Source organism: Mesorhizobium sp. P171375 (assembly GCF_057786075.1).
Window position 1 is genome coordinate 2249498 of the sequence record NZ_JBYNWF010000001.1, and the last position, 20743, is coordinate 2270240.

Annotated in this window: 19 protein-coding genes and 2 pseudogenes; 19 read left to right on the forward strand and 2 right to left on the reverse strand. The window is 62.2% G+C overall.

From position 1 onward, the window contains the following. The first annotated feature begins 86 nt into the window (after nucleotides 1-86). From ccoG to ACYHH6_RS10770, 8 genes are all read left to right on the forward strand, one after another. Complete coding sequence (ccoG, locus tag ACYHH6_RS10735; RefSeq protein WP_352590749.1) at nucleotides 87-1643, forward strand: cytochrome c oxidase accessory protein CcoG; 1557 nt, start codon at nucleotides 87-89, stop codon at nucleotides 1641-1643. Further along, the gene (locus ACYHH6_RS10740) at nucleotides 1640-2137 is read left to right on the forward strand and encodes a FixH family protein (RefSeq protein ID WP_352590752.1); all 498 of its coding nucleotides are present in this window, start codon (nucleotides 1640-1642) and stop codon (nucleotides 2135-2137) included. The genes ccoG and ACYHH6_RS10740 overlap by 4 nt, the downstream gene beginning before the upstream one ends. Next, nucleotides 2134-4422: a cation-translocating P-type ATPase gene (locus ACYHH6_RS10745; RefSeq protein ID WP_352590755.1), complete on the forward strand. Its 2289-nt coding sequence runs from the start codon at nucleotides 2134-2136 to the stop codon at nucleotides 4420-4422. Before ACYHH6_RS10740 ends, ACYHH6_RS10745 begins: the two co-directional genes overlap by 4 nt. After that, on the forward strand, nucleotides 4419-4589 hold the full coding sequence (gene ccoS / locus ACYHH6_RS10750; RefSeq protein ID WP_023818738.1) for a cbb3-type cytochrome oxidase assembly protein CcoS: 171 nt from the start codon (nucleotides 4419-4421) through the stop codon (nucleotides 4587-4589). The genes ACYHH6_RS10745 and ccoS (ACYHH6_RS10750) overlap by 4 nt, the downstream gene beginning before the upstream one ends. A 66-nt stretch (nucleotides 4590-4655) precedes the next feature. Continuing rightward, nucleotides 4656-5564 carry a CBS domain-containing protein gene (locus tag ACYHH6_RS10755; RefSeq protein ID WP_352590758.1) on the forward strand — a complete coding sequence of 303 codons (909 nt, stop codon included), beginning with the start codon at nucleotides 4656-4658 and terminating at the stop codon, nucleotides 5562-5564. Next, nucleotides 5507-5638: a cbb3-type cytochrome oxidase assembly protein CcoS gene (ccoS, locus tag ACYHH6_RS10760; protein ID WP_081740647.1), complete on the forward strand. Its 132-nt coding sequence runs from the start codon at nucleotides 5507-5509 to the stop codon at nucleotides 5636-5638. The genes ACYHH6_RS10755 and ccoS (ACYHH6_RS10760) overlap by 58 nt, the downstream gene beginning before the upstream one ends. 416 nt (nucleotides 5639-6054) lie before the next feature. Continuing rightward, nucleotides 6055-7236, forward strand: a complete 1182-nt coding sequence (gene ubiM / locus ACYHH6_RS10765) for a 5-demethoxyubiquinol-8 5-hydroxylase UbiM (protein WP_023672363.1) — start codon at nucleotides 6055-6057, stop codon at nucleotides 7234-7236. Nucleotides 7237-7525: 289 nt separating this feature from the next. Then, complete coding sequence (locus ACYHH6_RS10770) at nucleotides 7526-9436, forward strand: putative bifunctional diguanylate cyclase/phosphodiesterase (protein ID WP_023685543.1); 1911 nt, start codon at nucleotides 7526-7528, stop codon at nucleotides 9434-9436. Nucleotides 9437-9530: 94 nt separating this feature from the next. Here the strand turns inward: ACYHH6_RS10770 and ACYHH6_RS10775 are convergent, their stop codons facing one another. After that, entirely contained in the window at nucleotides 9531-9812 is a 282-nt protein-coding gene (locus ACYHH6_RS10775; protein ID WP_081731646.1) for a DNA -binding domain-containing protein, read from the reverse strand. A 104-nt stretch (nucleotides 9813-9916) separates the two neighbouring features. Here ACYHH6_RS10775 and ACYHH6_RS10780 point away from each other — a divergent pair, with 104 nt between their 5' ends. The 5 genes and pseudogenes from ACYHH6_RS10780 (at nucleotide 9917) to ACYHH6_RS10800 (ending at nucleotide 13526) form a co-directional block, all read left to right on the forward strand. Further along, on the forward strand, nucleotides 9917-10150 hold the full coding sequence (locus tag ACYHH6_RS10780; protein ID WP_023708050.1) for a helix-turn-helix domain-containing protein: 234 nt from the start codon (nucleotides 9917-9919) through the stop codon (nucleotides 10148-10150). Between the two features lie 539 nt (nucleotides 10151-10689). Then, on the forward strand, nucleotides 10690-11652 hold the full coding sequence (locus ACYHH6_RS10785) for an ArdC family protein (protein ID WP_352590762.1): 963 nt from the start codon (nucleotides 10690-10692) through the stop codon (nucleotides 11650-11652). A 248-nt stretch (nucleotides 11653-11900) separates the two neighbouring features. After that, nucleotides 11901-12321 (forward strand): annotated as a pseudogene (locus ACYHH6_RS10790) (DUF2958 domain-containing protein). Nucleotides 12322-12516: 195 nt separating this feature from the next. Then, nucleotides 12517-12786: a ParB/RepB/Spo0J family partition protein gene (locus ACYHH6_RS10795; protein WP_352590764.1), complete on the forward strand. Its 270-nt coding sequence runs from the start codon at nucleotides 12517-12519 to the stop codon at nucleotides 12784-12786. After that, a complete protein-coding gene (locus ACYHH6_RS10800; protein WP_352590766.1) occupies nucleotides 12729-13526 on the forward strand; it encodes a hypothetical protein in 798 nt (265 codons plus the stop codon). Before ACYHH6_RS10795 ends, ACYHH6_RS10800 begins: the two co-directional genes overlap by 58 nt. Nucleotides 13527-13629: 103 nt before the next feature. On the opposite strand, the gene ACYHH6_RS10805 is transcribed toward ACYHH6_RS10800, so the two are convergent. After that, nucleotides 13630-13950 carry a hypothetical protein gene (locus ACYHH6_RS10805; protein ID WP_023697817.1) on the reverse strand — a complete coding sequence of 107 codons (321 nt, stop codon included), beginning with the start codon at nucleotides 13948-13950 and terminating at the stop codon, nucleotides 13630-13632. A gap of 709 nt (nucleotides 13951-14659) precedes the next feature. Between ACYHH6_RS10805 and ACYHH6_RS10810 the strand changes: the two genes are divergently transcribed. The 6 genes and pseudogenes from ACYHH6_RS10810 to ACYHH6_RS10835 form a co-directional block, all read left to right on the forward strand. After that, on the forward strand, nucleotides 14660-14983 hold the full coding sequence (locus ACYHH6_RS10810; protein ID WP_023672372.1) for a DUF736 domain-containing protein: 324 nt from the start codon (nucleotides 14660-14662) through the stop codon (nucleotides 14981-14983). Between the two features lie 171 nt (nucleotides 14984-15154). Continuing rightward, entirely contained in the window at nucleotides 15155-15424 is a 270-nt protein-coding gene (locus tag ACYHH6_RS10815) for a helix-turn-helix transcriptional regulator (protein ID WP_023672373.1), read from the forward strand. Then, on the forward strand, nucleotides 15421-15969 hold the full coding sequence (locus ACYHH6_RS10820; protein WP_023697819.1) for a S26 family signal peptidase: 549 nt from the start codon (nucleotides 15421-15423) through the stop codon (nucleotides 15967-15969). Before ACYHH6_RS10815 ends, ACYHH6_RS10820 begins: the two co-directional genes overlap by 4 nt. A gap of 17 nt (nucleotides 15970-15986) precedes the next feature. Next, nucleotides 15987-16643: a lytic transglycosylase domain-containing protein gene (locus tag ACYHH6_RS10825; RefSeq protein ID WP_348626517.1), complete on the forward strand. Its 657-nt coding sequence runs from the start codon at nucleotides 15987-15989 to the stop codon at nucleotides 16641-16643. 187 nt (nucleotides 16644-16830) lie between these two features. Further along, nucleotides 16831-18798 (forward strand): relaxase/mobilization nuclease RlxS, encoded by a 1968-nt coding sequence (gene rlxS, locus ACYHH6_RS10830; RefSeq protein WP_352590770.1) that lies wholly within the window; start codon nucleotides 16831-16833, stop codon nucleotides 18796-18798. A 1290-nt stretch (nucleotides 18799-20088) separates the two neighbouring features. Further along, nucleotides 20089-20483 (forward strand): annotated as a pseudogene (locus tag ACYHH6_RS10835) (nodulation factor fucose acetyltransferase NolL); the annotation flags it as partial. Nucleotides 20484-20743: the final 260 nt, after the last annotated feature.

A 20743-nucleotide genomic window follows, 5' to 3' on the forward strand; every position in this document is an offset into this window, starting at 1 on the left:
AGGCCCGGCGCAAGCCGGGCCTCGGCATCATCCAGAACCGATGAGTCGGCTTCCGGCGAAATCGTCGCTGGTGACTGGAGCTTCTCGTGCTCGATAACACGCAAATAGAACGGATCGAACCCACTTTCAACTCCGCCAAGGTGCGCCAGCCAATGTATGCCGCGCGCAGGAAGATCTTCCCGAAGCGGGCCTCGGGCAGCTTTCGCCGATTCAAATGGATCGTGATGGCGCTCACGCTGGGCATCTACTATCTGACGCCGTGGCTGCGCTGGGATCGGGGTCCGTTTGCCCCCGACCAGGCGGTGCTGCTTGATGTCGCCAACCGGCGCTTCTACTTCTTCTTCGTCGAGATATGGCCGCAGGAATTCTACTATGTCGCCGGCCTTCTGGTCATGGCCGGCGTCGGTCTTTTCCTGATCACGTCAACCGTCGGCCGTGCATGGTGTGGCTACACATGCCCACAGACCGTATGGGTCGATCTGTTCCTGGTCGTCGAGCGCGCGATCGAGGGCGACCGCAACGCACGCATCAAGCTCGATGCCGGTCCTTGGACCACTCGTAAGCTTGTGCTGCGGGCATCGAAACACGTCATCTGGCTGGTCATAGCCGCAGCGACTGGTGGCGCATGGATCTTCTATTTCGCCGATGCGCCGACGCTGCTCGGCGAACTCTTCACCGGCACGGCAGCGCCTGTCGCCTACATCACCGTCGCGGTCCTGACGGCGACGACCTACACGTTTGGCGGGCTGATGCGCGAACAGGTCTGCACCTATATGTGCCCATGGCCGCGCATCCAGGCAGCCATGCTCGACGAGAGCTCGCTCACCGTCACCTACAATGACTGGCGCGGCGAACCGCGCACGCGTCACGCCAAGAAGGTTCTTGCCGCAGGGCATCCCGTCGGCGATTGCGTCGACTGCAATGCCTGTGTCGCCGTCTGTCCGATGGGGATCGACATACGCGACGGTCAGCAACTCGAATGCATCACCTGCGCGCTCTGCATCGATGCCTGTGACGGCGTCATGGACAAGCTCGGCAAAGCGCGAGGACTGATCTCCTACGCGACGCTCTCCGACTACAACGCCAACATGATCCTGGCCACCGCCGGCGGCGCCAGCTCGGTCAATCCATCACTGGTCAGGACGGATGACGGCCTGTTTTCGGACAGGGTGGCGCATTTCCATATCAGCAAGATCTTTCGGCCACGAACCTATGTCTACATGGCCATGTGGTCGCTGATCGGGCTGGGCCTGCTCTTTTCGCTGCTGACGCGCGACCGGCTCGAAATCAATGTCCTGCACGACCGCAACCCGCAATTCGTGACGCTCTCGGACGGCTCGATCCGCAATGGCTATACCGTCAAGCTCTTGAACATGATCCCCGAACCGAGAACGATTATCGTCACCCTCGGGGGTTTGCCAGGCGCGGAGATGAGCATCGTTGGCGTCGATCTCCCCGCCGATCGCTCCTTTGCAGTCCAGGTCGAACCCGACCGGCTGAAGATGTTGAAGGTTTTCGTGCGCCTGCCCGCCGACCAGATTCATGGCCAGGCGCATACCTTCACATTCCGGGTCGAAGACAAGGTCAGCTTCGAGTCCAACGAATACACCGCCACCTTCAACTCGCCGGAGATCGCCAGATGAACGCCACCACGCGAAACCCCCGCGAGTTCACCGGCAGGCACATGTTGGCCACCATCCTTGCCTTTTTCGGCGTGGTCATCGCGGTCAATCTCACGATGGCGACGCTTGCCAACACAAGCTGGACCGGCCTTGTCGTCGGAAATACCTATGTGGCGAGCCAGCAATTCAACAAGAAGGCCGAGGAAGGCCGTGCGCAGGCAGCGCTTGGCTGGACCGGAAAGCTGACCGTCGCATGGGGTGAAGTCCGCTATGGCCTCACCGACGCCGCCGGCAAACCGGTTCCCCTGCATGGCGTGAAGGCGCTGTTTCGCCATCCCGCTTACGAGAAAGAGGATGAGTCCGTCACGCTCGCCCTGGTCTCTGGCCAGGAGTTTGCAGCACAACACGTGCCAAGGGATGGTGTCTGGATCATCGAAATCGACGCCGAAGCCGGCCTGGCCAGACCTTATCGCGACGTGCGCAGGGTCATGATTTCCAATGGAGCGCTAAAATGAGCTGCTGTGCACCGGGCGCGGAAGTCGCGCTGGATCTTGTCAGCGCCACTTCAGTTCTGCCGTCCAGCCAGGAGGTCAGGCTGGCCAGCCGATCGCTTGGCGACGACCTTCATCAGACCGACCTTTCGGTGCCGACCGTTCATTGCGGCGCCTGCATCCAGACGATCGAGACGGCCTTGGGAAAACTCGGTCACGTCGAGGCAGCTCGCGTGAACCTGTCAACCAAGCGGGTCTCAGTCCGCTGGCGCGGCGACGAGGCTCCACCTTTGGTCGCTGTGCTCGGCCGGCTCGGCTATCAGGCGCATTTGTTCGAAGCCGAGATTGATGCAAAGGACAAGATGCTTTCGGAGCTTATCCGCGCCGTCGCTATTGCCGGCTTTGCTGCGGGCAACATCATGCTGCTCTCGGTATCGGTCTGGTCCGGCGCCGAAGGCGCTACCCGCGACCTGTTCCACTGGGTCTCGGCGCTCATCGCCATTCCCGCCCTCGCCTTTGCCGGCGGGATCTTCTTCAAATCGGCGTGGACTGCGCTGCGCCACGGCCGCATGAACATGGACGTGCCGATCGCCGTCGGCGTGTCGCTGGCCTACGCCATGAGCCTCTATGAGACGATCACCCATGGCGACCACGCCTATTTCGACGCGTCGGTATCGCTGCTGTTCTTCCTGTTGATCGGCCGCACGCTCGATCACGTGATGCGCGAACGCGCGCGGACCGCGGTAAAGAACCTGTCACAGTTGGCTGCGCGTGGCGCCATGGTGCTGCGCGGCGATGGCGCACGGGACTATTTGCCGGTTGGCGAAATCGAACCGGGGATGCAACTGCTCATTGCAGCCGGCGAGAGAATCCCCGTCGACAGCACGATCGTTCATGGAGCGTCGGATCTTGACTGCTCACTGGTCACTGGCGAGAGCACGCCGCGAAACGTCGCGCCAGGGGAGATTGTGCAGGCCGGTGTCCTCAACCTCACCGGTCCGCTGACGATTGAGGCGACAGCGGCCGCCAAGGATTCGTTCCTGGCGGAAATGGTTCGGTTGATGGAGGCCGCCGAAGGTGGTCGCGCCCGGTATCGCCGTATCGCCGACCGCGTGTCGGCACTCTACGCGCCCGTGGTTCATCTCACCGCCTTGGCAACCTTCCTGGGCTGGATGGCGGTGACTGGCGACTGGCACCGGGCGATGACGATCGCAATCGCTGTTCTCATCATCACATGCCCCTGCGCGCTTGGCCTCGCCGTTCCAATCGTTCAGGTGGTGGCCGCGCGGCGCCTGTTCGAAAACGGCATCATGGTCAAGGACGGCTCGGCCATGGAGCGCCTGGCGACGATCGATACAGCCGTGTTCGACAAGACCGGGACGCTCACGCTTGGGAAGCCACGGCTCGTCAACGCAGCTTCGATTGATCCCGCCATGCTGGCAATCGCTGCCGACTTGGCCGCGCATTCGCGTCATCCATATTCAAAGGCCATTGCCAGCTTTTCCGTCAGCAGCAGCCAGCACAAATTCGACGCGGTGACCGAGCACCCGGGTTTCGGGATCGAAGCCACAGCCGCCGGTAGCATCTGGCGGCTGGGTCGACGCGGATGGGCTGGCTGGAAGGCTCGAACCGGCGGCGAAGGCAAACATGGCTACGGCGGAACAGTCCTGACGAAAAACGGCATGATTGTCGCATCCTTCGTTTTCGAGGATGCGCTGCGCCTCGACACCAGGGCAGCGATCGATCAACTGCGCAACGCTGGTATGTGCGTGGAAATGCTGTCGGGCGATACCGCGAAAGGCTGCGCCGAGGTTGCGGACGTGCTTGGTGTCGATGACTTCGTTCCCTGCCTGCTGCCGTCCGGCAAGGTTGAACGCATCGAGAGCCTGGCGAGAGACGGGCACAAGGTTCTGATGGTTGGCGACGGCCTCAATGACACGCCGGCGCTGAGCGCCGCGCATGTCTCGATCGCACCCGCCACCGCCGCCGACATTGGCCGCAATGCAGCCGACTTCGTTTTTCTGCGCGAAAGCCTCTTGGCGATCCCGCTGGCGCTGGACGTGTCGCGCAAGGCGGGAAGCCTGATCCGACAGAACATAACAATTGCTATCGTTTACAATGCTGTGGCCGTGCCGATCGCCATTCTGGGTCATGTTACGCCTCTGATCGCGGCGGTCGCGATGTCTGCCTCGTCATTGCTTGTGATTGGAAACGCAATGCGTCTGCAAGGCTTCGCAACGGGTGCGTCGTCCGAAACTGCGCGGCAGGACAGGCCCGCGCGGGCCGGCACCTTGGCCCGATACTCATGACGACGCTCGCCTATCTCATTCCGGTGGCGTTGTTCCTTGGCGCACTCGGCCTGTCCGGCTTCCTGTGGGCGTTGAGAAGCGGCCAGTACGATGATCTCGATGGCGCTGCGGAGCGCATTCTTATCGACCGCGACGACGGCGCGGAGAATCCTCCTTGTTCCAAGTGACTCAGATCAACGCGCCGCGGGTCGGGATGTCCTATCGTCGTCCGACGAAAGATCAGGAGGGTGAGGATGCAAGCCGAATCCATAATGACAAAGCCAGTCATCACGACGGATGCGAACGCGACGATCGCGCAAGCGATCGAGCTCATGCTTTCAAACAAGGTCAGCTGCCTGCCGGTAGCAGACAGCGACGGCACCCTGATTGGTATTGTAAGCAAAAGCGACTTCTTGCGCCGAGAAGAACTTGGGACCCAGCGTGTGCGTCCGCGCTGGCTGGAGTTTGATCTTGGCCCGGGCACAGTCGCCAATGACTATGCGCGCTCGAACGGACGGATCATCCATCAGGTGATGACCACACCCGTCATCTCGGCGCCTCCTGGCGCCTCGATTGCAGATATTGTCGACCTGATGATGCAACATCGCATCAACAATCTTCCGATTGTCGATCGGGACAGGGTCATCGGCATCATCACGCGAACTGATTTGCTGCTTGTCCTGATCCGCGCCATGCCGAAACAGGGAACCACGCCACCCGATGACGACCTGATCCGCAAGGCTATCCTTGCCGAACTGCAGTCACAAACCTGGAGCGGTGGTGACTTGATCGATGTGAGGGTCAGCGACGGCCTTGTCGAACTGAAGGGGGCGATTGTCGACGAGCGTCAGCGGAAGGCAGCGATCGTTGCGGCTGAGAAGGTTGCCGGCGTCGGGCAAGTCAAGGACGGCCTCCTCCTCAGTACGGATCCGTTCGGTGAAGGTTTCATAGCTGCGGAAAGGCGGGGACGCGGAGCAGAGTCCCTTTGGTTCTGCTCCCTTCCCACATCACTTGGACATGAGGCCGTCGGCGAGTTCCTTCGGCGTCTAGCGCCCGTCATGGGCGGAGAGTACGCTGTCGGCAGCAAGATGCCCGTCCTGACGGAATGCGATGGCCGCTGCCTGTTTTGGTGGGGCTTGGACCGGCGCTTCCTGTGGATCTGAAGAGCGGCCAATACGAAGATCTCGACGGCTCCGCCCAGCGGATCCTTATCGATCGGGAAGAGCCGCGAGGCTGAACCGGTTGGCGGCGCCCAACGACTGTGCGGATGCTGGTCGTCAGTCGACCGAGTCTTTGCTGGATTGCCTCGTCATGATGATATCGGCGCGCGTGCGAAGAACGGATCAGCCACAATACGTTGCCGAACCTTTGGCCAGTAGGGGCACGCGATTGGGAAGCCGACCATTCAGAATGCCTAGACATGCAAACGTTTTCACGGCAATCGACCACTCGACCGTGAACCCGCCGTTGCCGGGTTATCGAGCCTGGTTGATCCAGATCAGCGTTATCTCTTCGTCGGCGTGGTTTCATTGACCAGGCTTCCAACGGAGAACGCATGTCTATCGACGATGGGGAGATGAGCGGCAAACCGTGGGTGATTGCGATGCTTCAAGAGCGCTTCGTATCGCAGATAGCCGCTATGGCGGCACGCTGATGGCCGGCTCTGTCGACACATTCGACATCATTGTCGTCGGAGCTGGGCCGGTCGGACTTGCCTTCGCAGCATCGCTCGCCCTGAGCCGACTCAAGGTGGCAGTGGTTGAACGGCAGTCGCTCGACAGCCTGGCGAATCCGGCTTTCGACGGTCGCGAGATCGCGCTGACGCACGCTTCGGTGAGAATCCTTCGCGAGCTCGGCGCCTGGGACGCCATGCCCGCATCTGACAAATCACCGCTTCATGGCGCGCGCGTGCTCAACGGATCGAGCCCTTTCGCCCTGTGCTTCGATACTCGCAGCGGATCTGGGGAACCACTCGGATTTCTGGTCCCAAATTGTCGGATCCGCGATGCCCTGTTCAAAATTGTCTACTTCCAGGATCATGCCCGGCTGCTGTGCGGCAACTCGGTCGTGAATGCAACAACCAGCGACGACGAGGCGGTCATAACGCTTTCTGATGGCAGGCAATTGGCCGCTCGGCTGCTCGTAGCAGCGGATTCGCGTTTGTCCGCGATGCGCGACCTGCTCGGCATTGGCGCCAACATCCATCCGCTTGGCCACTCCATGCTGATTTGCCGAGTGAGGCACGAGCGCTTCCATCGCCAGATCGCGGTCGAATGGTTCGACCACCATCAGACCATAGCGATGTTGCCGCTCATGGAAGGCGTGTCGTCGCTGCTTCTGACTTTGCGCTCAATCGAGGCCGATAGACTGTCTGTTCTCGATGACGAATTGTTCCTCATGGAATTGATGAACCGGTGTCGAGGACGCCTCGGGCAGTTGACCCTGGCAAGCACCCGCCATGCCTATCCGCTGGTCACGACCTGGGCGCACAAGTTCTCGGCACCGAGTGCGGCACTTATAGGAGACGCTGCCATCGGCATGCACCCGGTGACCGCGCATGGCTTCAACATCGGCCTCAGCGGCCAGAAGCAACTCGCTCATAAAATACTGACAGCATGTCGCGCACGCCGCGACATTGCCGATCCCGACATGCTCGGCAGATATGAAAGCCGGCTGCGGCTGTCGGCGGCGCCGCTCTATCATGCCACCAACATGCTTGTCGGTCTTTACTCAAGCGAGCACCCGGCGGCACGGCTTGCAAGACATGCTGGGCTCCGCTTTGCCCAACATCTTCCCTTTGTCCGCCATGGCATTTCGGCCATGCTCAGGCGGTGAATCGCACAGAGCGCTACCGCTCTGGAGCGCTGTCTCGGCGCGGCTTCTCTTGCTGGCTCGCAGCGTCGCGGGCAAGGCTGCTTCCTGGTGACGTTGCCGATCATGGCATGATTCGGATCAAGGCACGCGCGCGGGCGAAACCTTGATGATTCGGCAATGCTAAGCCAAAGGTGTGACCCGAAGCATGGTGAGCGCACCGGTTACCCTCGCTGGGTAGTTAACCCGTCCTTCAGTGGGCTTGCATAGGTTTGGTCCTCGCGAACAATGACGGAAGCAAGCTGGTCCATTCATGGCACCCCTAAAGAAAGAAGAATCGCTGGAGGCCAAAATCCGTCAGGATCAGCTTGCTGACCTGAGGGCCGGGCTCTTCGTGTCGATGCCGATAAGCGCGATCCTGTCAGGCCTGATTTGCGGGGTGCAGGCCCTTTCTGGCGGCGGCTTTGCCGCTGCAAGCTGGTTCCTGGTCGTCAATGCGCTAAATGCCGCCCGGCTTGCACTCGCCCGTTTTCAGCTAAAGGAAACGGGGCGCCATCAGGATTCGCTTGGCGTTTTGCCGCGCCTTCGCATGTTTGGCGTCCTTGCCCTTCTGGCAGGGTTTGCCTGGTCCTTCCCGGCCGTGCTGACTGTTGGATACACAACACCTCAAGCACCGATGCATCTGGTCATACTGGCGGGCATTTCAGCTGGTGCGGTTACATATGGCAGTTCGTATGCCGCGGCGGCGACCAGCTTCATCACACCTCCACTCCTCATCACGGTGGCGTGCCTTTTGGCGAAAGGCAATTTTGAACGCTACATTCTGGCTTTCACCGTTCTGCTCTTCATGGGCGGCTTGGTCCGAGCTTCGTTTGTTGGGCAGGCGCGCTTCCGCGAAGCAAGCCGCCTGAGACATGAGGCAGAGCGACTTGCGTCGGAAATGGAGCGCAACTCCAGGGAGGACCATTTGACCGCCCTTCTCAACAGGCGGGGCCTTGAACACGCCATCGGTCGGTTCAAGACCGCGGATGGCCCCTTCGTGGCAATGCTGATTGATCTGGACGGCTTTAAATCTGTCAACGACACCTACGGTCACAGGACCGGTGATGAACTGCTTGTCATGATCGCCCGCCGCATAGAGCAGGAAGCACCGGAAGGCTCAACGCTAGCTCGTATCGGCGGCGATGAATTCGTGCTGGTTTTTCCCTCAACGAGAGCTTCGCTTTCTGCCAGTGATCTCGCCTCCAATATCATAGCCAAAATTGCTCGCCCCTATATCGGGGTCGCGTCCGTGCGCGTCGGGGCATCGATAGGGATATACTTGGCGCAGACGTCGAGCCTGACTGAAATGCTGTTGCGGGCCGATATCGCCCTTTATACGGCCAAGCGCCATGGCAGGAACGAATTTTGCCTGTTCGATGCCGAACTCGACCGGGAACTCCAACGCCGCCAGTCCATCGAACGGGACCTTCATTCGGCGATAAAGACGGGAAGATTGCAACCTTGGTTCCAGCCGATCGTGAAACTCGACACCGAGGCCGTGGTCGGTTTTGAAGCCTTGCTGAGATGGTCCCATCCGACACATGGTGCCATCTCTCCACCCGAAATCATCACAGCCGCACGCGAAACCGGAATGCTTCAGCTGCTGACGCAAACCGTATTCGCCGACTGTTGTGCTTTTATCGACGGCTTGGTGAAAGCTGACTGTCGTAACATTCGTGTGGCGATGAATGTTTCCCCGCGCGAACTGGAAGCCGGCGATATCGACGACATGGTTCTGGATGGTCTGGCCGCAAGAGGCCTGCCTGCGACGATGTTCGAAATCGAGATTACCGAAGAATCGCCGGTGGATCCGGACAGAGTGGATGAAAAGCTCGGACGGCTTTCGCATGCCGGTATTTCCATCGCGCTCGACGACTTCGGCACCGGCTTTTCTACCTTGGCATCTCTCAAGGACCGTCGGATACGCAAGGTGAAAATAGACCAAGGCTTCATTCGCGGCTTGGCCAAGTCCCGAGAGGACCGACTGCTTGTCAAATCCGTCATCGAACTCGGTGACATGCTCGGGATCGAGGTCATGGCCGAGGGCGTCGAAACAGAGGCGGATCGGCAAACCCTGCACAAGCTTGGTTGCCGAACCGCCCAAGGCTTCCTCTTCTCCAAGGCTGTGCCTTTGATGCAAGCACTGGAAATGGCAGTCAAACAGTACGCGAACCAGTTGTGACCGCTCCCGCAGCGCCCGCTGTCGCGGCCGTGCGCTGCCGAATTTGGCTACAGAGACTTGCCTACTCGAAACACGTGGCATTGGGCGCTGTGCATCAGCCGGCGAACAGTTCCTTGTAGCCGGTCGTCACCATCCAGTTCGCACGGTCGATATGGCTGCGAAGAGCTTTGCGGGCGCGGACCGGGTCAATGGACGGGTCGATGCCGAGGATGCGCTCGGCCATCTCCTTTTCGCTGGCATTCTCGGCGCAGGCATCCAGGATCCGCAGGTAGATCGTGAAATGCTCCCTGTCGTAGCTCGTGAGGTTCTCCGACCAGGGGACTTCATCGCTCAAACTTGAGCTTCGAGTCTCATCTGTTCCCATTGGTCCATTCATGCCTGCGAACCTCGCCTGTGAGCGCAGGCAGTATATCCCAAAATGGGATAATCCGAAACCGGGATTAGTCGCTGATCCGGTCTTTACCCGACCGGTTCGCCTCCATGCCCAAATCCCTTCGATCGCCCCGCCACCAGCGGTTCCTGGCCCGGCTGGTTTTGCTGCGCAAGGCCAAAGGCCTGACCCAGAAGCAGCTGGCTGACAAGCTTGGTCGTCCCCAATCCTTCGTGGCCAAGTACGAGGGCGCAGAGCGGCGTCTCGATGTCATCGAGTTTCTCGACATAACTGCGGCCCTTGACGCTGATCCGTGCGAGATTCTCTCCAGCCTCCGGTCCTAGCGGGCGCGCCGCATCCATCATGATCACGGACAGGAATATTGAGTGGGACAACGCCTCAATTTGTTGAAAGGCGAGCGCTGGTTTTCGGAGGAAGCCGCGCGCACGGCGCCGATGCCTTTTGGTTCTCGACGTAACTGCGGCGCCTGACCATGTGCGAAAAAACTTGGCGGGCGCCCGCGCGCCTGACGACGCGCACCAGGTGCTCGTGAACCGAGCCCGCTTTTCTTCGGCAAGCTCAGGCGGTCTCGGCCATTCGGCTTCGCCCCTTGGCGTGGGCAGCCCTTCGGGCTGTGACGGCCGCCGCCCTTGCGGGCGGCGCGGTTTGTCTGTTGGCCTTTCCCGGTGGCGCGGGGCGGGCGACACTCCCTTCTAGACCCGCCGCGGCAGCCCGCAACCCTTCGCGTGCCGCTCAGGGTCCTCCTCTTCGTTCCGGTCCTTCGGATGCGGTCCGCCTACCACGGCGGGCCTTTCCGGTCGCGACTCGCCGCCCACCCCGCTTCCGGGGAAAGGCGCGGCGATTGGCGAGCGGAGGATAACACATGCGTGCAAACAGCAAGCGTACCACCAGCGGAGAGGCTGGCGCAGGCAAGGGCAGGCGCCCAGGCGCAAGCCTCTATCAGGAGATCACCGACCGCATCATTGCCGAGCTGGAGCGCGGCACCGTGCCATGGGTCAAGCCATGGGGCAGCGCAAAAGCAGGCCTCGGCCTGCCGAGGAATGCGTCCACGGGGCGCACCTATTCCGGCATCAATATCCTCATCCTGTGGGGCGCCGTCATCGAGCGCAGCTATCCCAGCCAGAATTGGCTGACCTTCCGGCAGGCGCTTGCCCTGGGCGGCAATGTCAGGAAGGGCGAGCGCGGCACGACGATCGTGCATGCCGACCGCTTTGTCCCAAAGAACGAGAAGGAGCGCGCACGCCACGAGGGCGATGCACCACAGGCCGTGAATTTTCTGAAGCGCTTTACCGTCTTCAATGTCGCGCAATGCGACAATCTTCCGGAACACCTCCATGCCCCCGCCGAGCCGCTGCCACAGTGCGAGATCGTGCCGCAGGCCGAGACGCTCATTCTCGCCAGCGGTGCGGATTTCAGGGTCGGCGGCGATCGCGCTTTCTACATGCCGTGCAGCGACCACATTCAGGTGCCGCCGCAGCCAGCGTTCCATCAGCAGATCGACTATTACCGGACCTGCTTTCACGAGCTAGGCCACTGGACCGGCCACCCGACGCGGCTTGCTCGCGACCTCTCCGGCTCGTTCGGCTCCAAGGCCTACGCGCGTGAAGAATTGGTCGCCGAAATCACTGCCGCCTTCGTCTGCAGCAATCTCGGCATCGAGCCGACCGTGCGTCACGCCGATTACATCGGCTCATGGCTGAAGGTGCTGCGCGAGGACAACCGCGCTATATTCCGTGCCGCCAGCCTAGCTTCAAAGGCCGCTGATTTCCTGTTTGGCCTTCCGGCCGATGCGGAAGGCGAGGCGCAAGAAGGGATTGCGGCATGACGATGCGCGATCCTCAACTGACCGCGACCGAGCCGACGCCGCAAAGGAGCAGACGCTCATTCCCGGCGTCCAGCCGATCACCACGCGGGCAAACGCCTCCTGATGGACGCGCCGATGTGTCCGCGCGCGGCGCAAAGCTGCTCGAGGTCGGTCTCTAATGGGGAGGCGGATCAGAGGAAGGTCCGGTGAACCTTTCTCCCGCCGGACGCAAGAAGTCAACGCGACCCGTTCTGACAAGGAGTCTTTCCATGATCCTGATCACCAATCCACTGCGCGCACGACTGCTCGCCCATGGCGCCGCCGGCGCCGACATCGACCATTTTCCCGTTGTGAAACTGTTTGATCCGACAGGTGCCACGACCTCGCTTCTGAGCGAACTCGACGCCGATGGCGACACGCTGTTCGGTCTTTGCGATCTCGGCTTCGGCTTCCCCGAACTTGGCAGCGTCAGTCTGGCCGAGCTTGCATCCGTAAAAGGGCCGCTTGGCCTCGGCATAGAGCGCGACCTGCATTTCCAGGCGCGCTTTCCGATCTCCGTCCATGCCGAAGCCGCCCGCACTTTGCGGCCACGTCACCGAGGCCGAGCGACTGCTGCGGCAGGCAGCAGACGCCCTATCAAAGCCCCATTCCGAGCTTCCGCCCGACACGGCGGAACAGCAGCGCCGATAGGCGCAAAAACCGTCCCGCCGCGTCGGCCTTCGGCCTCCGCGGCGGGGACAACCTTAACCAAAGCGAAAGGAGAGTAACCATGCAGCTTGCCCACATTCCCTTGGATCAGCTCAACATTCCGCTCAACATGGGCCATGGAAAACCGCGCCCGACATATCCGACATCCTGCCCTGCGTGCGTGCGCGCGGCGTGCTGGTGCCACTCCTTGTAGGGCCGAACGGCCAGCCGGAAACCTTCGAGATCGTCGCCGGCAGGCGGCGCTATTTCGCCGCGAAATCGCTTGCCGACGAGCGCGGTGAAGGCGATCCCTTGCCCTGCGCCATCATGGAGGACGGTGACGACGCCGATGCGCTGGAAGCTTCTCTGATCGAAAACCTCGCCCGCCTCGATCCTGACGAAGTATGGCAATGGGAGACGTTTCGCGGCTTGTCAGGCAAGGCCGCACCGTTCTCGACATCGCTGTGACCTTCGGCATCGCTGATCTCAAGGTCAAACGCATTCTGGCGCTTGGCGACCTCTTGCCCAAAATCCGCGAAGCCTATCCGCGCGAGGAGATCGACACCGAGCCGGTGCGCCATCTCACCATGTCTTCCAAGGCGCAGCAGAAGGACTGGCTGGCACTCTGTGCCGATCCCGATCAATACGCGCCGCGTGGCTATCAATTGAAGCAATGGCTGTTCGGCGGCCAGTCGATTTCCACCAAGGTGGCACTGTTTGCCATCGAGGAGTATCCCGGCCTGATCACCTCGGACCTGTTCGGCGAGGACAGCTATTTCGCCGATGCCGACCTGTTCTGGCAAAAGCAGAACGAAGCGATTGCCACCAAACGCGACACCTATCTCAACGAGGGCTGGAGCGAGGTTGTGCGCTGGAACCGGGCCAGTATTTCCACGCATGGGACCACGAGAAGACCCCGAAGAAGAAGGGCGGCAAGATCGTCATCACTGTCTCGCATCGCGGCGAGGTCGAGTGTCACGAGGGCTGGCTGTCACGCAAGGAAGCCCGCCGCGCCCGCGAGGGCGGCGAGCAAGAAGAAACAGCCGCCAAGCTGCCGCGCCCGAAGTCACCGGCCCGATGCACAACTATATCGATCTGCATCGCCATGCCGCCGTGCGCGCGGCCATGCTCGACCATCCCGCCGTGGCGCTGCGCCTCGTGGTGGCGCACGCCATCACCGGTTCGGGCCTGTGGCAGGTGCGGCCTGAGCCGCAGCGCGCAGCCAACGAGACGGTAACTGCCAGCCTTGCCGGCTGCAAGGCTGAAGCCGCATTCGGCAAAAAGCGGCGCGAGGTATTGGCCCTGCTCGGATCACCGGATGAGGATAGCTTGGTCGCCGGCGGCAATGGCGACGCCGTTGCTATCGCCGGCGTGTTCGCGCGCCTCTTGGCGCTCTGCGACGACGATGTCATGCGCGTTCTCACCCTTGTCATGGCCGAGACGCTTGCAGCCGGCAGCGCCGTCGTCGAGGCGCTCGGCAACCACCTGAACGTCGACATGGGCATATGGTGGCAACCGGACGATGCCTTCTTCGACCTCTTGCGCGACAAGGAAATCGCCAATTCGATGCTGGCCGACGTCGGCGGCAAGCTGGTCGCGGACGGCAATGTCGCCGAGAAGGTCAAGACGCAAAAGAACATCATCCGCGACTTCCTGGCGGGCGAGAATGGCCGCCCCTGGGTCGAGACCTGGCTGCCGCGCTGGATGAAATTCCCGGCCGAAAGCTACACCAGCCGCAGCGGCTCCGCACCGCCGATCAGTGGACACAAGTGCAGCCGCTGTTCGTGCGCGAATAGTCGATCAGGGCCCGAGCGGCGGTTCTCTCGATTACCGCCGCTCAGGTCGCGCGCGCCGCTACGGGCCACGCCGGCTGCCGATTGGGCGTCTTGTCGAGCCAGTGCCGCGCGCGAGAAATTCCGACGCCAGTTCGCCCCATTTCGGCAGCCCCGCACCGCGCCGGGTTGCTTGCTGAGGCGCCAAAGGCCCATGGGGCCAATTGTCCGATCCGGTTGCCGACAGAGCCCGCGCAGCCGGCGCTCTGCATTGCAGCCGGCTTCTTGTGTCACCGATCGCGCCACCTGTCTCCATTGTGTCTCGGGGACCATTCCCTGCGGCTGGCTTGTCGACCTATGGGCGGATCAGGCCCGCCCGAAACCCTCGCCGGCAGCTTTTTTCCCCGCCGCCTGCGGCGGCTTCCTCGCGCCGCTTCGCTTCAAAAAGCTGCCCGCGCGGGTCCTCCGCTATCGCTGCGGCCGTCCCGGTTCCGGCGGTCCGGACGCGCCCATCACGGTCCGCCATCGCAGGGGAATGGTCCCTTGCGAGCACCAAGAGGAGACTGGAAATGACCGCGATCGGATACGTCACCAAACAGGAAAACGGCGGCTACAAGGGCCAGCTCAAGACGCTCAGCGTCCGCGCCGACATCGATATCGTGCCCAATCAGGCAAAGAGCGCCGACACCCATCCCGACTTCCGGGTGCTGACGCAAGGGGTCGAAGTGGGTGCGGGCTGGATCCGCACCGGCGAGACCTCCGGCAAGGACTATGTGAGCCTGTCGATTGCCGCCCCCGAGTTTGGCCCCCGCAAGCTCTACGCCAATCTCGGCCGCGCCGCCGGCCAGGATGACGACGACACTTACGCCATCATCTGGAACCCGGTCGACTAACCGGCCGATCCGGAAAGCCCCGCGCCGCCACCGGCGCGGGGTCCTCTCTCAGGACCCGTGAGGCCGCCGAAGGGGGCGGCGAAAACTCGCCCCCCACTCTTCGCCCGTCCCCAAAACGATCTCGCTCGCCGATCCTCGCCTTGGCTTGTCCGTAGCGAAACGAGGATCATCATGGACGACGAAAACGAACGCGCAGCCCGCGCCAAGAAGGGCAGTCCGTTTCTCAATACCGCGCAGGCGGCCTTCTATATCGGGCTGTCCCAGCGCACGCTGGAGAAGATGCGCCTCAAAGGCGGCGGCCCGCAATTCCGCAAGCACGGCCGCTATGTCCGCTATCACATCGACGAACTCGACGATTGGTCGAAGGGGCACGCGCAGGAGACCGGGCCCGAGGACGGCGGGCACGATTCCGGCTCGGCCGGCGAGGGAGGCCGCTCATGAGCCGGCGTCCCACCATCCATCTGATCGGCAGCCATCTGCGGCGCATTCGGGCGCGCAAGACGATCGCCATGGCCACGATGGGCCTTGCCCTGATCGGCTTCGCCGCCTTCGGCAAACCATCGCCCTGGCTGGTCTGGAACGCCTCGGCGAGTGCGCCGGTCGGCCTCTATCGCGTCGCGTCCGGATCGCCGGCTCTTGGTGATCTCGTACTCGTCCGCCCGCCAAAACCGGTCGTCTATCTGGCCGCCGAACGCTTCTATCTGCCCAGCAACGTGCCGCTGGTCAAGCACCTTGCCGCGCTGGCTGGCGAGCATGTCTGCGCCTTCGGCGACGCCATCATCATCGGCGGCGAGATTGTCGCGCGCCGGCTTGCAACCGACACGCAGCACCGTCCGCTGCCTTGGTGGAATGCCTGCCGAAAGCTCGCCGCTGCCGAGGTTTTCCTACTCGGCAGCGACAAAAATCGCTCGTTCGACAGCCGCTATTTCGGGCCGGTGCCGACCGAAAATATCATCGGGAGGCTCGTGCCGCTATGGACCGAGTGACCCTCCTGATGCTGGGCATGGTGTCTCTCGCACCATGCTCCTGTTCCGCGGCGACCAACACGAAGCCGGTCGTCATCTCCCATAGTCCGCAGCTTGCAAGATGGCAGCCCTTCGTAGCCGAAGCAAGCCGGCGTTTCAGCATTCCACAGACTTGGATTTATGCCGTCATGGATGCCGAAAGCCGGGGGCAGACAAGGCTCAATGGACGGCCGGTCACGTCGAGCGCCGGTGCCATTGGCCTGATGCAGGTGATGCCAGGCACCTACGAGGAGTTGCGCGCAGAGCTTGGCCTGGGAGCCGCCCCGCACGACCCTCGCGACAACATTCTGGCAGGCACTGCCTATCTGCGCGCCATGTATGACCGCTTCGGATTTCCAGGCCTGTTTGCAGCCTATAACGCCGGGCCGGAGCGCTACGAACAGCATTTGCAGCGTGGGCGGCCACTGCCCAGCGAGACGGTTTCGTATCTGGAAGAGGTCAAGGCGGCGGGCATTTCGGCCGCTGATATGGACGCGCTCACCGACAAATCCCGTTCCAAAAGCGCGCCGGGAATCCCTTCCGGGCAGTCGCTGTTTTTCCTCCGAAACGGTGTTTCCGTGACCGGCCCGAATGGCCAACTCCTGGTGCCGCTCGGATCGGAGCGAGCAAGGTCAGGCCGGCCGGATCGCAGGTGAGGGCAGCGGCTACCGCGGTTCGGGCGGGGGGGCAGGGAGGCAGGTCCGCGGAAGGCAAGATAAAGGCATCGCCTCCTGAGGCGGCGAAGTGTTTGTCTGCACATCGTTTTCCCAGGAGGTTGCCTGCGGGTCCAGGAGGGTCTGGCGCGCAAGCCTCTGATTTTGCTGCTGGTTCATCGGAGGCCGCATGCAGGATGACGAATTCACGCCGAGGCTCGGCAAAATTGGCTCGCGCGGCTCGAAGGCGGGCAAACGCTACGCTGGCCAGGTCCAGGCCGCGGTCAACCGAGCAGGCGGCAGGAGCGGACGCGGCAGCCGCTTCATCGGAAGCCGGGTGGGGCGCGGCGGGGCTGCTGCCGCCGTTCTTAGAGCACGCGACCGCCACGCGGCGTTTCGGCAGCGGCGCGCAGTCGTCAAGGCACGCATCGTCAAGCTGGCCGGCAAGGGAGTCGACGGAGCTCGTGCGCACCTCCGCTACCTCCAGCGCGACGGCGTCACCCGGGAAGGCGAGCGTGGCGAGCTCTACGCTGCCGACAAAGACCACGCGGACGGCAGGGCCTTTCTCGATCGCGCGAACGGTGACCGTCATCAGTTCCGCTTCATCGTCGCCCCTGAAGACGGTATCGAGTATGATGACCTGAAGCTGCTCACCCGGCGCCTCATGGCGCAAATGGAAGAAGACCTCGGCACCAGGCTAGACTGGGTGGCCGTCGACCATTTCAACACCGGCCATCCTCACACCCACATCATCGTGCGCGGCAGGGACGATCACGGCGAAAACCTCGTCATCGCGCGGGACTACATCTCCTCTGGCCTGCGCGAGCGCGCAGCCGAACTGGTTAGCCTCGACCTTGGCCCGCGCACCGACCGCGAGATCGAGCAGCGCTTGCGCCAGGAGATGGAGCAGGAACGCTTCACCAGCATCGACCGGCAGCTGATGCGCATGCGCGACGAGGGGCATGTCTCACCAGCCAGCCGAGACACCTTTCGCCAGACGCTGCACCAGGGCCGCCTGCGCAAGCTCGAGCGGATGGGCCTTGCCGAGGAGATGCCTTCGGGTCGCTGGCGCCTGGAGGATGAGCTCGAAGCCACGCTACGCCGCATCGGCGAGCGCGGCGACATTGTCAAGACCATCCATCGCGAGCTGACCGGCAAGGGGCTCGTCCGCAGTGCCGCCGACTATCTTATCCACGATCGATCCGACGGGTCGGCCCAAACCGTGGTCGGACGTGTCGTCGGGCGCGGGCTGGCCGACGAAATCACTGACCGCCATTACCTCGTCGTCGACGGCGTGGACGGCAAAAGCCACTATTTTGATATCGGCAAAGGCGAGGCCACCCAACCGACACCAGAAGGCTGCATAGTGCGGATCAGGCCGAGGGACACCGGGCCAAGAAAAGTCGACCGCACAATTGCCGGCATCGCCACGGTCAACGACGGGCGCTACAGCATCGATATCCATCTCAAGCATGACCCCTCGGCCACCGAACGCTTTGCCGAAACGCACGTGCGGCGACTGGAGGCGATCCGCCGTGCGACCGGTGGCGTCGAGCGCGAGCCGGACGGCACATGGACAGTCGCGCCCGACCATCTCAACCGCGTCGCGGATTACGAGCGTCAACGAGCGAGGGCCCAGCCTGTTGTCGTCGACAAGCTCTCATCAATGCCGCTGGAGAGCCAAGTAGGCTTTGACGGCGCCACCTGGATCGACCAGGAGCTGGTATCAGCCCACCCTGAGTCCTTGCGCGACTCTGGCTTCGGTCGAGAAGTACGTCAGGTCCAGGCCCGCCGACAGCAGTGGCTGATCGCGCAAGGTCTTGCCCATGATGCGCAGGATCGGGTCATCTATCGCGCCAACATGCTTTCAATGCTGCGCCAACGAGAGCTGAACCGTGTTGCCAGTCAGCTCTCGGACGAACTCGGGCTCTCGTATTCTGAAGCGCAGCATGGCAATCGAATAGACGGTACGCTGCGCCGCTGCGTCGAGCTCGCCGGCGGAAAATACGCTGTCATCGAGAAATCGCGCGAATTCACGCTGGTGCCCTGGCGGCCGGTGCTTGAGCATCATATCGGCAAGGAGGTGTCTGGCGTGGTGCGCGCCGAGGGGATTTCCTGGACGATCGGACGGCAGAGGAGCGGGCCTGGCGTTTCGTGAACTGGCTACAATTTATTTGTTCACGTTGAAACAGGTACTCAGCCCAGACGGAGTTCCTCCGCCTGCTGCTTGCTCGCAGCATTCATTTGGCGGAGAGTCAGTGTTCTGCATTTTGTAGTTCGCTCTGTCAAAAAGCGCTGGGAATATGCATCATGTTCTGCGTTGACACGGAAGCCGGGCCGACAGGTGCCGCCCTGTGGTTGCGGATCGGCTCCCGATGGCTGCCAGCTAGAAAGGTGGGCTGACTCGTGATAGCGCAAGGGGCTATGGCGGCCGCGGTACGGCGAAGCGAGCTCTGGCATCGAGGATGAAGCCGCACTTCCCGATCTTATTCTACTCGCAGGACCGGCAGACGCGGCGGTCGCCCCTGCGGGTGCTGTTGGCCCTGGCGTGAACTGGCAGTCCGTCCCGCGGGGACTTTGTAACGGAGAAAAGTCGCTGCGATGGTCCCGGGTGACGATGCGGTCAGCGACCATGCCAGACGAGATCGGCAGCTTTCTGCCGCGGCACGGCGCCGGAGCCATCAGGCCGCCGCGACATCGGGTCTGGCGCACCTTCGGATGTTGGCTGGCCGCGGTTTACTTCGAGCAGCGCCGGGTGGGTCATGCGGTGCCGCTACTGGGCACCGAGGCAGCTTTGGGCATGAGACCCGTTCAATCGCGCCGGCCACGTCGGTCATCGCGACATCTGGAGTCGAGGCCAGGTCAGACCGGGAAAAAAACCTGCTCGTCGCGCGGGAGCCCCGGGTTGCGCCGTCGATCCTTCCGCCCAACTCAGCGCCGCGCGACCAGCAATAGCCCCTTGCCCCGAAACTGACGCCAAGCCGACGGACCCGCTCTGCGCATACCGATGCCGTCCGCGCCGTCGTCGGCGGAAACCAGCGAGCCGTGGACCTCACACAATCTGAGCCGCTGGTGACGATGTGCATCGCCTACTTCCATCCGCACTCCTATCGACGAACTCGCCCGCTGCCCGCGGTGATGCGAACCCGTGGATGAATATTTCGCCGAAGCCGCAGTGGGGGCTCAGCCTCGACGATTTTTTTGCCTTGCCCCGGCGGGCGGCGCAACCGAGCATCGAGACAAAAAACGGGAAAGGGAGGGCACCAGCCCGTTAGAGCCGTGGCCATGATGATGTGGGGACGATCTCCTGGAAGAAATGTGGAGATCGACGCTCTCCTGACGCGCTCATCGAAGATTTTAGGCCGCGCCGACGTGGCTGCTTGAGCGATAACACTCACTCCGGAGGCCCCAGTGCGGCTCCTTGGCCAAGCTGCTCGGCACGCCGTGAGTGTGCTTTCTTGTTTGGGGAAGGGAGACTTACGTCTACAACAATCTCGTTTCGATCTACGATGGAGAGTCGGCGAGACAAGTGTTGCTGATGTTCATTGGCTCCGTAGCAACTTCTGCAGTCACAATGCAGCTTATGTTCCTATGCTGGAGAGTTGGCCATTCAACTCGCGTAGCTCGCTTTGTTGCGGTGGAGCTTGGTCAGAGCACACTGCTGCTTTACCTGCTTCAGGGCGCCGTGTTTCGCTTCATGGATCTAATAGGGTTCGGAGAGCTTTGGGATCTCCCGAGCAGAATCGGGTTCGCCACTTTGCTTGGTGCCGCGATCGTTGTCTCCGCTTGACAATTCGCAGGATTGCGCGTGACCACGGATGGTTGTCGCGCGGCTACGCTTAATATGTGACGACGCTTGCGCCTTGTAGGCAATTGTTGCGGCCGCCCACGGCCGACATGAACGTGCTTGGCCGCACGTTTTCTAAGTGAGGCGGAAAGAGGCGCGCGACCCCTCCCCAGCAACCCGCCTTGCGGATTCCTCCTCTGCCCGCTTCGCAGACGGGGATACCCTCCGCCCCCTTGCTATTCGTTGCCCGCCGCTATGCAAAGAACGGGCGACCTGAATCCGTGCTCAAGCCGATCTGGCGGCAGAGGGGGGGCGG